General features: G+C 62.8%; 13 protein-coding genes. 8 read left to right on the top strand and 5 right to left on the bottom strand.

The features are described from left to right. The 3 genes from ACK6AU_RS29985 to ACK6AU_RS29975 all read left to right on the top strand — a co-directional run. A partial coding sequence (locus ACK6AU_RS29985; protein ID WP_409303262.1) for a hypothetical protein occupies positions 1-182 on the top strand: 182 nt, incomplete at its 5' end. Continuing rightward, positions 179-1,066, top strand: a complete 888-nt coding sequence (gene rhtA / locus ACK6AU_RS29980) for a threonine/homoserine exporter RhtA (protein ID WP_185701040.1) — start codon at positions 179-181, stop codon at positions 1,064-1,066. The genes ACK6AU_RS29985 and rhtA, both read left to right, overlap by 4 nt. 158 nt (positions 1,067-1,224) lie before the next feature. Continuing rightward, positions 1,225-1,509 carry a hypothetical protein gene (locus ACK6AU_RS29975; RefSeq protein ID WP_185701039.1) on the top strand — a complete coding sequence of 95 codons (285 nt, stop codon included), beginning with the start codon at positions 1,225-1,227 and terminating at the stop codon, positions 1,507-1,509. A 9-nt stretch (positions 1,510-1,518) separates the two neighbouring features. Here ACK6AU_RS29975 and ACK6AU_RS29970 read toward each other — a convergent pair whose 3' ends face one another. Next, entirely contained in the window at positions 1,519-2,088 is a 570-nt protein-coding gene (locus ACK6AU_RS29970; RefSeq protein WP_409303259.1) for a TetR/AcrR family transcriptional regulator, read from the bottom strand. A gap of 93 nt (positions 2,089-2,181) precedes the next feature. Between ACK6AU_RS29970 and ACK6AU_RS29965 the strand changes: the two genes are divergently transcribed. Further along, a complete protein-coding gene (locus ACK6AU_RS29965) occupies positions 2,182-2,916 on the top strand; it encodes an SDR family oxidoreductase (RefSeq protein ID WP_409303257.1) in 735 nt (244 codons plus the stop codon). Between the two features lie 35 nt (positions 2,917-2,951). Then, the gene (locus ACK6AU_RS29960) at positions 2,952-3,548 is read left to right on the top strand and encodes a 2-hydroxychromene-2-carboxylate isomerase (RefSeq protein WP_409303255.1); all 597 of its coding nucleotides are present in this window, start codon (positions 2,952-2,954) and stop codon (positions 3,546-3,548) included. A 77-nt stretch (positions 3,549-3,625) separates the two neighbouring features. On the opposite strand, the gene ACK6AU_RS29955 is transcribed toward ACK6AU_RS29960, so the two are convergent. The 4 genes from ACK6AU_RS29955 to ACK6AU_RS29940 form a co-directional block, all read right to left on the bottom strand. After that, positions 3,626-5,434 carry an aminopeptidase P family protein gene (locus ACK6AU_RS29955; protein ID WP_409303253.1) on the bottom strand — a complete coding sequence of 603 codons (1,809 nt, stop codon included), beginning with the start codon at positions 5,432-5,434 and terminating at the stop codon, positions 3,626-3,628. A gap of 54 nt (positions 5,435-5,488) precedes the next feature. After that, positions 5,489-6,646 carry an aminotransferase class V-fold PLP-dependent enzyme gene (locus ACK6AU_RS29950; protein ID WP_409303251.1) on the bottom strand — a complete coding sequence of 386 codons (1,158 nt, stop codon included), beginning with the start codon at positions 6,644-6,646 and terminating at the stop codon, positions 5,489-5,491. A gap of 209 nt (positions 6,647-6,855) precedes the next feature. Then, the gene (locus ACK6AU_RS29945) at positions 6,856-7,470 is read right to left on the bottom strand and encodes a LysE family translocator (RefSeq protein ID WP_185701033.1); all 615 of its coding nucleotides are present in this window, start codon (positions 7,468-7,470) and stop codon (positions 6,856-6,858) included. A gap of 104 nt (positions 7,471-7,574) precedes the next feature. Beyond that, positions 7,575-7,835, bottom strand: coding sequence for a hypothetical protein (locus ACK6AU_RS29940; protein ID WP_185701032.1), 261 nt, complete (start codon positions 7,833-7,835; stop codon positions 7,575-7,577). Positions 7,836-8,236: 401 nt separating this feature from the next. Here ACK6AU_RS29940 and msuE point away from each other — a divergent pair, with 401 nt between their 5' ends. The 3 genes from msuE (at position 8,237) to ACK6AU_RS29925 (ending at position 11,234) form a co-directional block, all read left to right on the top strand. Beyond that, the gene (gene msuE, locus ACK6AU_RS29935) at positions 8,237-8,800 is read left to right on the top strand and encodes an FMN reductase (protein ID WP_085596676.1); all 564 of its coding nucleotides are present in this window, start codon (positions 8,237-8,239) and stop codon (positions 8,798-8,800) included. Positions 8,801-8,809: 9 nt separating this feature from the next. Continuing rightward, positions 8,810-9,946: an FMNH2-dependent alkanesulfonate monooxygenase gene (gene ssuD / locus ACK6AU_RS29930; protein ID WP_409303248.1), complete on the top strand. Its 1,137-nt coding sequence runs from the start codon at positions 8,810-8,812 to the stop codon at positions 9,944-9,946. Between the two features lie 100 nt (positions 9,947-10,046). Then, positions 10,047-11,234 carry an acyl-CoA dehydrogenase family protein gene (locus tag ACK6AU_RS29925; protein WP_185701031.1) on the top strand — a complete coding sequence of 396 codons (1,188 nt, stop codon included), beginning with the start codon at positions 10,047-10,049 and terminating at the stop codon, positions 11,232-11,234. The last annotated feature ends 2 nt before the right edge of the window (positions 11,235-11,236 follow it).

Raw genomic sequence — 11,236 nt, 5'->3', positions numbered from 1 at the left:
CCTGTAGAATCTGCCGTCAAGCATTAATTTGCATTTTCTATGATTCAACGCAAAACACCCCATTCAACACGTCTATATGGAAGCGTGAAAAAGAGTTTGCGCACTATATTGCTCACCCACCATTAGTTGAGCATCATTGCCCGAGTACCTTTTCCTTCCCATATTCTGGACACTCTGCATGAACGACCATCCACGCAGCCTCGCCTCGACCTTGTTTCCGGTTGGCCTGCTGCTCATTGCCATGGCCTCGATCCAATCAGGAGCCTCCCTGGCCAAGAGCATGTTCCCCATTGTCGGCGCGCAAGGCACCACAGCCCTCAGACTGGTTTTCGCCAGCATCATCATGCTGCTCCTGCTAAGGCCCTGGCGCGCCAAGTTCACCGGCAAGACATTACGTACGGTACTGGTCTACGGCTTGGCATTAGGTGGAATGAACTTCCTTTTCTATATGTCCCTGCGCAGCGTGCCGCTGGGGATCGCCGTGGCCCTGGAGTTCACCGGCCCACTGGCCGTGGCTCTCTGCGCCTCGCGCAAGCCACAAGACTTTCTATGGATAGCCCTGGCGATCGTCGGCCTGGTGCTATTGATCCCGACCGGAGCCACCGAGACTGCCATCGACCTGGTCGGCGCCAGCTATGCATTGGGCGCGGGGATCTGCTGGGCGCTCTATATCCTCTTCGGCCAAAAGGCCGGGGCCGAGAACGGAATCCAGACAGCAGCCCTTGGCGTGTTCATCGCAGCACTGCTGGTCGCCCCCGCAGGTATCGCCCATGCCGGCGCGGCACTGCTCACCCCCTCACTGATTCCCGTGGCGCTAGGGGTGGCCGTATTGTCCACCGCACTGCCCTATAGCCTGGAAATGGTCGCCCTGACCCGCATCCCCGCACGAACCTTCGGCACCCTGATGAGCATCGAGCCAGCCTTCGGTGCACTCTCCGGCCTGTTGTTCCTGCATGAACACCTGTCCCTGGCTCAATGGGCCGCAATCGTTTGCATCATCCTCGCTTCCATTGGGGCCACCCTGACCATGCGCCGCGACTCAAAGCCATTAGTTGCAGCTGATTGAGAAGCAACTCTAGTAATTGACGCTCAATTAGGCCATGTTTAGCCGGCTGTTCAACGTCACCCAGGAAGTTGTCGGACAGGGATATCGCCAACGCAAAAGACGCCAGATACTGCAGTCACACTCGGGCATCAGATCCGAGGCTAGCGATAAGGACGGGGATGAAACGATTTTTGATTCTGCTGACCATACTTGCCATTGCAGGTTGTGCGGCAACCACCAGCAAGACTGAAGTCAAACGGGGTAAAAAAGGACTCCATATCAATTGCTCGGGTTTGTCCTCTTCTTGGGACAAGTGCTACACCAAGGCAAGCGAGTCCTGCGGACCGAAAGGTTACAAGGTGATCGCCAAGTCCGGCGATGCGGTCGAAGATCCAGGGGACTACCCCTTCGGCCTGAACCCTGCCGGCTATACCAGCCGTAGCATGATCGTCATCTGCAAATAACCCGGCATCTCAGTCCAGGGGCAGGCGCTCCAACTGCCCGATGATCTGTTCATGATTGCCGGCCAAGAGCTGGCTCTGGACGCTCGGGCTCACCAGCATCCGCGCCACCACCAGGGCCCCCACGCACTGCGCCAGGATCGACCAGGCCAGGCTGTCGCTGCCCAACGTTTTCGCCCAGGCCTGGTGTAATCGACAGATCAGGTCCTCGGCCTGCTGGCGCACCTCGACGGCTCCTCGGGAAACTTCCGCCCCCAATGCGGGCAACGCGCACCCCGCTCCCGGCTGCTGCACATGGGCCATGCTCAAGTACTGCTTCAGGCAGCGTCGCAACTTCTCTCGATCATGCTGACCGTTGCCTCCCAGGCGCTCCAGGCTCTGGCGCAGTTCGCGCTCGACAATCGAACCGAACAGCTCGTCCTTGGAAGCGAAATGGCTGTAGAAAGCCCCTCCGCTCAGGCCGATGGCCTTCATCAAGGCATCGACCCCAACGGTGGAAAAACCTTCGTCCTTGGCCTGGACCGCACTGCTCTGCAACAGGCGTTCACGGGTTTGCTGCTTGTGACCGGCGGAATAACGCATCCCTGAAAGCTCCCCTAGGCATTCTTGACGACTGAAAAATCATAGCATAACGTTCGTTTACCTAACGATCGTTTACCAAAGAGCGAGCCCCTCATGACCTTGAACAAGAAGAAAGTCGTACTGGTGGTTGGTGCCGGCGATGCCACGGGTGGTGCCATTGCCAAACGTTTCGCTGCTGAAGGTTTCATCGCCTGCGTAACCCGGCGCAGCGCGGACAAACTGCAACCTCTGGTGCAGAGCATCCAGCAGGCGGGCGGCGAAGCCCATGGCTTCGCTTGTGATGCCCGCAAGGAAGAGGAAGTGATCGCCCTGGTCGAGCGGATCGAGACGCAACTCGGACCGATCGAAGCCTTCGTATTCAACATAGGCGCCAACGTGCCGTGCAGCATCCTCGAGGAAACGGCACGCAAGTATTTCAAGATCTGGGAAATGGCCTGTTTTTCCGGGTTCCTCAATGCCCGCGAAGTGGCCAAGCGCATGGTTACCCGCCAGCGCGGCACCATCCTGTTCACTGGCGCGACCGCCGGGATGCGGGGAGCCGCGGGGTTTGCCGCCTTCGCCGGAGCCAAGCATGGCATTCGCGCCCTGGCCCAGAGCATGGCCCGCGAGCTGGGGCCAATGAATATCCACGTGGCCCACGTCATAGTCGACGGCGCCATCGATACCGACTTCATCCGCAGCACATTCCCCGAGAAATACGCCCTCAAGGACCAGGACGGCATTCTCGATCCCGAGCATATCGCCGAGAACTACTGGTACCTGCACAGCCAACCTCGGGATGCCTGGACCTTCGAAATGGACCTGCGCCCCTGGAGCGAGCGCTGGTAAGCACCCTCTACAAGAATAATCATCGAGACCCGATCATGAGCAAAAGCGTGGAGTTCTTCTTCGACCTGGGCAGCCCGACCGCCTACCTGGCCTACACCCAACTGCCGCAGATCTGTGCCCAGACCGGCAGCCAGTTGATCTACCAACCCATGCTCCTGGGTGGCGTCTTCAAGACCACCGGCAATGCTTCGCCCATCAGCATCCCCGCCAAGGGGCGCTACATGCTGCACGACCTGGCACGTTTCGCCCGGCGCTACCAGGTGCAGCTCAACTTCAACCCGCACTTCCCCATCAACACCCTGTTGCTGATGCGCGCAACCACCGGTGTGCAGATGCGCCTGCCGGAACGTTTCGTCGATTTCATCGACTGCCTGTTCCGAGCCCTCTGGGTCGACAAACAAAACCTCAACGAGCCCACTACCGTGACCCAGGTCCTGGAACGAAGCGGTTTCGATCCACAGCAGATCCTCGATCTGAGCAATGAAGAAGAGGTCAAGGCCAGGCTCAAGGACAAGACCGAGCAGGCACTGCAGCGAGGAGTGTTCGGCGCCCCCAGCCTGTTCGTGGGAGACGAGCTGTTCTTTGGCCAGGACCGCCTGGACTTCGTGCGCGAAGCACTGGACGCACACTAAGGCCGAGTGTTCCCGGTGACCTGCACCGGGAACACGCCCCCTTGGCATCACCCGCCTTGCACGGGAGATGCTGGTTTTCAGATTGCCGCGGTACGCACCTGCAGCCACTCCAGCGCTGCCCCTTGCAACAGGGGGCTCAGGCGCTGCCGTACTTCTTCGTGGTAGGCATTGAACCACTCACGCTCTTCCTCAGTGAGCAACGAAGGCTCCAGGCAACGGGTATCGATGGGGCACAGGGTCAGGGTTTCGAAACGCAGGAACTCGCCGAACTCGGTGCGACCCGCCTCGCGGTTCAACGCCAGGTTCTCGATACGCACCCCCCAACGTCCAGGGCGATAGGTCCCGGGCTCGATGGAGGTGATCATTCCCGGCTGCATCGCCGTCTGCGGTGTCGGCGCCGCCTGATAGGCGATCACCTGCGGACCTTCATGGACATTCAGGAAATACCCGACGCCGTGCCCGGTACCGTGCCCATAGTCCACGCCGTCGGCCCAGATCGGCGCACGGGCGATGGCGTCCAGCAAGGGCGAGAGAATGCCCCGTGGGAACTGCGCACGGGACAGCGCGATGACCCCCTTGAGCACCCGGGTGCAGTCACGCTTCTGCTCGGCGCTGGGCGTGCCGATCGGCACCATGCGCGTGATGTCGGTGGTGCCCCCCAGGTACTGGCCGCCGGAGTCGATCAGCAACAGGCCGTCACCCTCGATCACCGCATGCTCCTGGGCAGTGGCGTGGTAATGGGGCATCGCGCCATTGGCGTTGAACGCCGCGATGGTATTGAAGCTCAGCGACACATACCCCGGACGCCGCTCACGGGCCGCGGTCAGGCGCTCATCGATGGTCAGTTCGGTGATGCGCTCACGGCCCAACGCACCGTCCAGCCAGGCGAAGAATTCGCACAACGCCGCACCGTCCTGCTCCATGGCCTGGCGAATGTGTTCGGCATCGGCCAGGCTCTTGCGCGACTTGGCCAGGGTCGTGGGGTTGAGCCCTTCGACCAGCCTTACCTGTGGATCGAGGTGCTCGAGCAGCCCCACCGTGACCCGTGCCGGATCGATCAGCAGGCTCGCGGTGCCAGGTACCGTACCCAGCGCCGCCGCCACCTGGGAATAATCACGCAGGCTGACGCCATCGGCCTCTAATACCGCGCGCAGCTGCGCATCGACCTTGTCCAGGGCCACGAACAGGGTGGCCTGTTGCTGGCTGACCAGGGCGAAGGAAACGAATACCGGGTTGAAGGACACATCCGCGCCACGCAGGTTGAACAGCCAGGCGATGTCATCCAGGGTGGCGATGAAATGCCAGTCCGCACCACGCTCTTTCAGCCCCTCACGCAGCGCCGCGAGCTTCTCCACCCGGCTTTGCGTGGCCTGGGGTGGCAGGTGCTGGTACACCGGTTGGTCGGGCAAGGCCGGGCGATCACTCCAGGCCTCCTGGAGCAGATCGATATCGGTACGCAGGCTGGCTCCACGCTCGGCCAGCTTGTCGCCCAGGGTACGGGCCGACGCCAGCGCCATGACCGCACCATCCACTGCAACCACAGCGCCGGCAGGCGTCTGCTGCGCCAGCCAGTCCAGGGGACCGGGCTGGCCAGGCAAGAGCTTCATCAGCTCGATGCCGCTGCCCTTGAGTTCCTTGGCGGCCTGCTCCCAGTAACGACTATCGACCCAAACACCGGCAAAGTCCGCGGTCACGACCAGAGTGCCGACCGAACCGTGGAAACCCGACAACCATTGACGCCCCTGCCAGTATCCCGGCAGGTACTCCGACAGATGCGGGTCGGCCGAAGGTACCAGCAGGGCATGGATACCCTCGCGGTTCATCAACTGGCGGACATGCGCCAGGCGCTGGGGGACCCCTGCGTTGGTCGAAGGCTGCGTACTCATTGTGTCTCCTTAACCGGCTAATCATTGTTATGGAAGATCGGGGCCGCCCGATCCTCAGGTCTTGGCTCCGGCCCAGAATGCCGGAGCAGTGGCGAGTGACGCCTTGATCAGTTGTGCTGCACGGTCCACATCCTGCTCGGTGGTGAAACGCCCGAGACTCAGGCGAATGGTCCTGCCGGCCTGCCGGGCATCGAGCCCCAGCGCCAACAGCACATGGGACGGGGCATTGCTTGCCGAATTGCAGGCCGACGTGGCTGAAAACGCCATGGATGCACTCAATGCGGTCGCATCGAACCCACCTTCGGCGAAGGTCAGGCTCAAGGTATGGGGTATGCGCTGGGTCTCACTGCCATTGAGGCGCAGGCCGGCGACATCGGCCAATTGCCCGAGCAGCCGCTGGCGCAGGCGGACGATCTTCGCAGTCTCCTCCTGCCACGACTCCCCCGCCAAAGCAAAGGCCGCACCCATGGCGGCAATCTGGTGGGTGGCCAACGTCCCGGAACGCAGCCCCCCTTCATGCCCGCCGCCATGGATCTGTGCCTGCAATTGCTGGCGAGCCCGGGGCCCGACATACAAGGCGCCAATGCCCTTGGGGCCATAGAGCTTGTGGGCGGAAAACGACATCAGGTCCACCGGCCAGCGGGCGAGATCGATGGCGACCTTGCCTGCGCCCTGGGCGGCGTCCACATGCAACAAGGCCCCGTGCTCACGGACCACCTGGCCGATGGCCGGGATGTCGTTGAGAGTACCGAGTTCATTGTTCACCAGCATCAACGACACCAGCACGGTGTCATCCCGCATGGCCCGGCTCACTGCCTCGGGGCTGATCAGTCCATCGGCATCGGGGGCCAGGTAGGTCACCGCCACGCCGGCATCCTGCAACTGCCGGGCAGTATCCAGAACCGCCTTGTGTTCGATCTGGCTGGTGATGACATGGCCGCGGGCCTGCATCACGCCCTTGAGCGCCAGGTTGTTGGACTCGGTGGCCCCCGACGTCCAGACGATCTGCTCCGGCTGCGCGCCGACCAATTGCGCCACCTGCTGCCGCGCGTGCTCGACGCTACGGCGCGCCTGTTGGCCGAAGGCATGGGAACTGGACGCCGGATTGCCGAAATTGCCATCGAAGCCCAGGCACTCGAGCATCACCTGGATGACCCGCTCATCCACCGGTGTAGTGGCGGCGTAATCAAGATAAAGAGGACGTGTGTTCATGGCTGAAAACCTGCAGAGCTTGTTCCAGGACCGGGGTCGGCTCGAAAAAGAAGAGCCATCGACGCGTCATTCGCAGCAGGCGCATCAACGGTAGTCAGCGAAGCGATACCCGATCAGATGCTTAAAGGAAGAGGACTTCACTTGTAAGTGCGTAGGAACGCTCCTGGCAGCCAGCTTAACAGGCCAGGACCGCAAAATTGAAGTGGGACTTAACAAAGGCTTTCCACCAACAGTGGTACCAAGGACAGCACCAGCAGCACCGCCATCCCCAGGTTGAACAGGCGCAACCAGCGTGGATTGCGCAACACATTGCGCAGCAGGCTGCCGCAGGCCGCCCAGAGACTGACGGTCGGGGCATTGATCAGGGCGAATACCGCGGCGATTACCAGCACATTGGTGAAATAGCCTTGCAGCGGCGTATAGGTGCTGATGGCACCCACAGCCATGACCCAGGCCTTGGGGTTGACCCACTGGAACGCCGCGGCGCCCCAATACCCCAGGGGCCGCCCCTGGCCTTGTGGCTCATCGGACAGCGGGCCGGAACGGGCGATCTTCCACGCCAGGTACAGCAGGTAGGCCGCCCCGACATAACGCAGCACGCCGTACAGCAGTGGATAAGCCTCGAACACCGCCCCCAGGCCCAGGCCGACCGCCAACACCAGCACGAAGAAACCGCAGCTGATGCCGAGGATATGCGGGATCGAGCGACTGAAACCGAAGTTCACGCCCGAGGCCAGCAACATGGTGTTGTTAGGGCCGGGGGTAATCGAAGTGACCAGGGCAAACAGTGAGAACGCCAACAGCAGGTCGGGGGCAAGCGGCATGGTTTGAAGAATCCGGGAGCAGGTTGGTCAGGCTTCGACCCTACTCCACGCCCACAGCGAAACCCACGGACAGTTGACGGAAACTTCGACCGGTACAGTCTTCTTCAACTGGCCGGCTGGATACGACTGATACTACGTTGGGCGCTCATTTCACCGCTGTTGTCGAAGGTCGCCGAATGCTCCTGCAATTCGGCCTTCTTCTGCTGGTATTCCTCGAACGACAAGCCGCGCCGGCTCAGGGCCTCCAGGGCCAGCTCGCGGGTTTCCTGGGCGGTATAGGGACGCAGTTCCGGAGCACCAGGGCTGGCGCAACCGGCCAGGACACAGGAAAGCAACAACAGCAAGACCACGGGTAAAGCCTTCATGGCGGGCACCTGGAGCAGATTGCGAACGATGGAGCCAGGCTACTCGCGGGCCGAGCGGGGCAAAAATCATCCCGCTCGATAGTCGCTATCGACTGTTCATGAATCGACACCCACCAACAGCAATATTCACAATAATTCTATAAATAGAGAAATACGCTCTTTTACGGAATAAAAAACAGCCTTTATAACAACCGCATCCCGTCATCCAACTGTTGCCAGGGCAACTGTTGCGCTGGCAACAGTCGATCAACAAAACAGTGCTGGTCCAACAACAGCCACACCTTGGTCACAAGGCGCAAGCCACGTGGCACAAGGCTAACAAGGGGTTGGTACAGCTCTTGCTCCAGGGCCTGGCACCTGCCATGGCTCGTCGAGCCACTGTCTTTGCCAAGGAGTTGTCCATGTCCCGTCCCTTGAATGTCGTTGCTCTCTCCGGTGGTACCTGGCGTCCATCCCGGACCCTGGTCCTGACCCAGGCCCTGCTGGCCGAACTGTCGAGCCAACTGCCGATCGCCAGCCACCTGATCGAGCTGGGCGACATTGCCCGGCCCGTAGGTGCGGCCCTGTCGCGCCAGGAACTGCCGCCTGAAGTGGAGGCCGAGTTGCAAGCCATCGAGAACGCCGACCTGCTGATCGTCGCGGCCCCGGTATATCGCGGCTCCTATCCGGGCCTGCTCAAGCACCTGTTCGACCTGATCGACCTCAACGCCCTGGTGGACACCCCGGTCCTGTTGGCCGCCACCGGCGGCAGCGAGCGGCATGCCCTGGTCCTGGACCACCAGTTGCGCCCACTGTTCAGCTTCTTCCAGGCCCTGACCCTGCCGATCGGCGTGTATGCCACCGAGGCCGACTTCAGCGACTACCGGATCACCAGCGAACTGCTGCAGGCACGCATCCGCCTGGCCGCCGAACGAGCCGCGCCGCTGTTCGCCGCGCACCCGGACAAACTGCTGAAAATCGCCTGAGGAGCAAACATGGATGTGTTCTGGTTTCTCCCGACCCACGGCGACGGCCATTTCCTGGGCACCACCCAGGGCGCGCGCCCGGTCACTCTCAACTACCTCAAGCAAGTGGCCCAGGCTGCGGACAGCCTCGGCTACCACGGCGTGCTGATTCCCACCGGCCGCTCCTGCGAGGATTCCTGGGTCATCGCCTCGGCCCTGGTGCCCCTGACCGAGCGCTTGCGCTATCTGGTGGCGATCCGCCCCGGGATCATCTCGCCCACGGTCTCGGCACGCATGGCCGCGACCCTTGATCGCCTGTCCAACGGCCGTTTGCTGATCAACGTGGTGACGGGCGGCGACCCGGACGAAAATCGTGGCGATGGCAGCTTCCTCAGCCATGGCGAGCGCTACGAGGTTACCGACGAATTCCTGCGGATCTGGCGTCGGGTCCTGCAAGGCGAGGCCGTGGACTTCCAGGGCAAGCACCTGCATGTGCAAAACGCCAAGGCCCTCTACCCGCCGGTGCAGAAGCCCTATCCACCGTTGTACTTCGGCGGCTCCTCCGAGGCCGCCCATGAACTGGCCGCCGACCAGGTGGACGTCTACCTGACCTGGGGCGAACCGCCAGCGGCAGTGGCGCAGAAGCTCGCCGACGTGCGCGAGCGCGCTGCCCGCAAGGGCCGCCAGGTGAAGTTCGGGATCCGCCTGCACGTCATAGTGCGCGAAACCGAAGAGCAAGCCTGGAAGGCCGCCGACCGGCTGATCGAGCACATCAGCGACCAGACCATCGCTGCCGCCCAGCAGTCGTTCGCGCGGTTCGACTCCGAAGGCCAGCGACGCATGGCCGCCCTGCATGGCGGGCGCCGCGACCAGCTGCAAATCGCGCCCAACCTCTGGGCCGGGGTCGGCCTGGTACGCGGTGGCGCCGGCACCGCGCTGGTAGGCGATCCACGGCAAGTGGCCGAACGGATCAAGGAATATGCGGACCTGGGCATCGACAGCTTCATCTTCTCCGGCTATCCGCACCTGGAGGAGGCCTACCGCTTCGCCGAACTGGTGTTCCCGCTGCTACCGGAGCCCTACGCCAGCCTGGCCGGCCGTGGCCTGACCAACCTGACCGGGCCGTTCGGCGAAATGATCGCCAACGACGTACTGCCCAACCGCTGAGCTTCGCAGTCGGCCGTGGCCAGGTGCCCCTGGCGCCAGGCGACGGCTCCTGCACCGACCTTCCCCGGCCGCAGCGACGGCCAAGAATGAGGAACACCGCGTGACTGCCACACCGCAAAGCGCCCTGTTATCCCCCCTGCAGACCGCCCGCCAGCTGGCCGCCGAGTTCGCCCTGAGCGCCGTCGAGCGCGATGAGCGCGGCGGCACTCCCAAGGCCGAGCGCGACGCCCTGCGCCACAGCGGCCTGCTGGCCCTGAGCATTCCCCGCCAGTTCGGCGGTCTCGGCGCCTCCTGGAGCGAAACCCTGCAGATCGTTCGCGAATTCGCCAGGGTCGACAGCTCCATCGCCCATGTCTTCGGCTTCCATCACCTGATGCTGGCCACCGTGCGCCTGTTCGCCCGCCCCGAACAGTGGCAACCCTGGTTCGAGCAGACGGCACGCAAGAACTGGTTCTGGGGCAATGCCCTCAACCCCCTGGACACCCGCACGGTGGTCAAGAACCTGGGGGGCTGGCGCGAATTCTCCGGCAAGAAAAGCTTCTGTTCCGGGGCCAGCGATTCGGAAATGCTCATCGCCTCGGCGGTGGACGAGAGCAACGGCGGCAAATTGCTGATCGCGGCGATTCCCAGCGGCCGCAGCGGCATCACCCTGCACGACGACTGGAACAATATCGGCCAGCGCCAGACCGACAGTGGCAGCGCCACCTTCGAGCGGGTCAGGGTCGAGGAATCCGAACTGCTGCTGGACCCGGGCCCGCTCAGCACTCCGTTCGCCTGCCTGCGCCCATTGATCGCCCAATTGACCTTCAGCCACATGTTCCTCGGAATCGCCGAAGGCGCCTTCGCCGAGGCCCGGCAATACACCCTCGGCGAAACCCGGGTGTGGCATCGCTCCAGTGCCCGCGACATCAGCCAAGACCCCTACATCCTCAGCCACTACGGCGAGTTCTGGGTGGCCCTGGAAGGTATCCGCCTATTGGTGGAACGCGCTGGCGTCCTGCTGGACCAGGCCTGGGCCAAGGGCCCCGCCCTGGGCGCCGAAGAGCGGGGACACCTGGCCACCGCCATCGCCACCGCCAAGGTCGCCGCCAGCCGCCAGGGCCTGGAGCTGTGCAGCCGGTTGTTCGAGGTCACCGGGGCTCGCTCGACCCACGCTTCCCTGGGCCTGGACCGGCATTGGCGCAACCTGCGCACCCAGACCCTGCACGACCCATTGGACTACAAGCTCCATGAGCTGGGGGACTGGGCGCTGAACCAGGCCCTGCCGACCCCGACTTTCTATTCCTAGCC

Source organism: Pseudomonas sp. KCJK8993, from assembly GCF_046230915.1.
GTDB classification, from domain to species: Bacteria; Pseudomonadota; Gammaproteobacteria; order Pseudomonadales; family Pseudomonadaceae; genus Aquipseudomonas; species Aquipseudomonas piscis.
This window is presented reverse-complemented; position numbering and strand designations above follow the sequence as displayed.

Coding starts and splice junctions, on each gene's coding strand:
- ACK6AU_RS29950 (WP_409303251.1), bottom strand. CDS start 6,646: ATGAACACACGTCCTCTTTATCTTGATTACGCCGCCACTACACCGGTG.
- ACK6AU_RS29940 (WP_185701032.1), bottom strand. CDS start 7,835: ATGAAGGCTTTACCCGTGGTCTTGCTGTTGTTGCTTTCCTGTGTCCTG.
- ssuD (WP_409303248.1), top strand. CDS start 8,810: ATGGATGTGTTCTGGTTTCTCCCGACCCACGGCGACGGCCATTTCCTG.
- ACK6AU_RS29960 (WP_409303255.1), top strand. CDS start 2,952: ATGAGCAAAAGCGTGGAGTTCTTCTTCGACCTGGGCAGCCCGACCGCC.
- ACK6AU_RS29955 (WP_409303253.1), bottom strand. CDS start 5,434: ATGAGTACGCAGCCTTCGACCAACGCAGGGGTCCCCCAGCGCCTGGCG.
- ACK6AU_RS29970 (WP_409303259.1), bottom strand. CDS start 2,088: ATGCGTTATTCCGCCGGTCACAAGCAGCAAACCCGTGAACGCCTGTTG.
- msuE (WP_085596676.1), top strand. CDS start 8,237: ATGTCCCGTCCCTTGAATGTCGTTGCTCTCTCCGGTGGTACCTGGCGT.
- ACK6AU_RS29975 (WP_185701039.1), top strand. CDS start 1,225: ATGAAACGATTTTTGATTCTGCTGACCATACTTGCCATTGCAGGTTGT.
- ACK6AU_RS29945 (WP_185701033.1), bottom strand. CDS start 7,470: ATGCCGCTTGCCCCCGACCTGCTGTTGGCGTTCTCACTGTTTGCCCTG.
- rhtA (WP_185701040.1), top strand. CDS start 179: ATGAACGACCATCCACGCAGCCTCGCCTCGACCTTGTTTCCGGTTGGC.
- ACK6AU_RS29965 (WP_409303257.1), top strand. CDS start 2,182: ATGACCTTGAACAAGAAGAAAGTCGTACTGGTGGTTGGTGCCGGCGAT.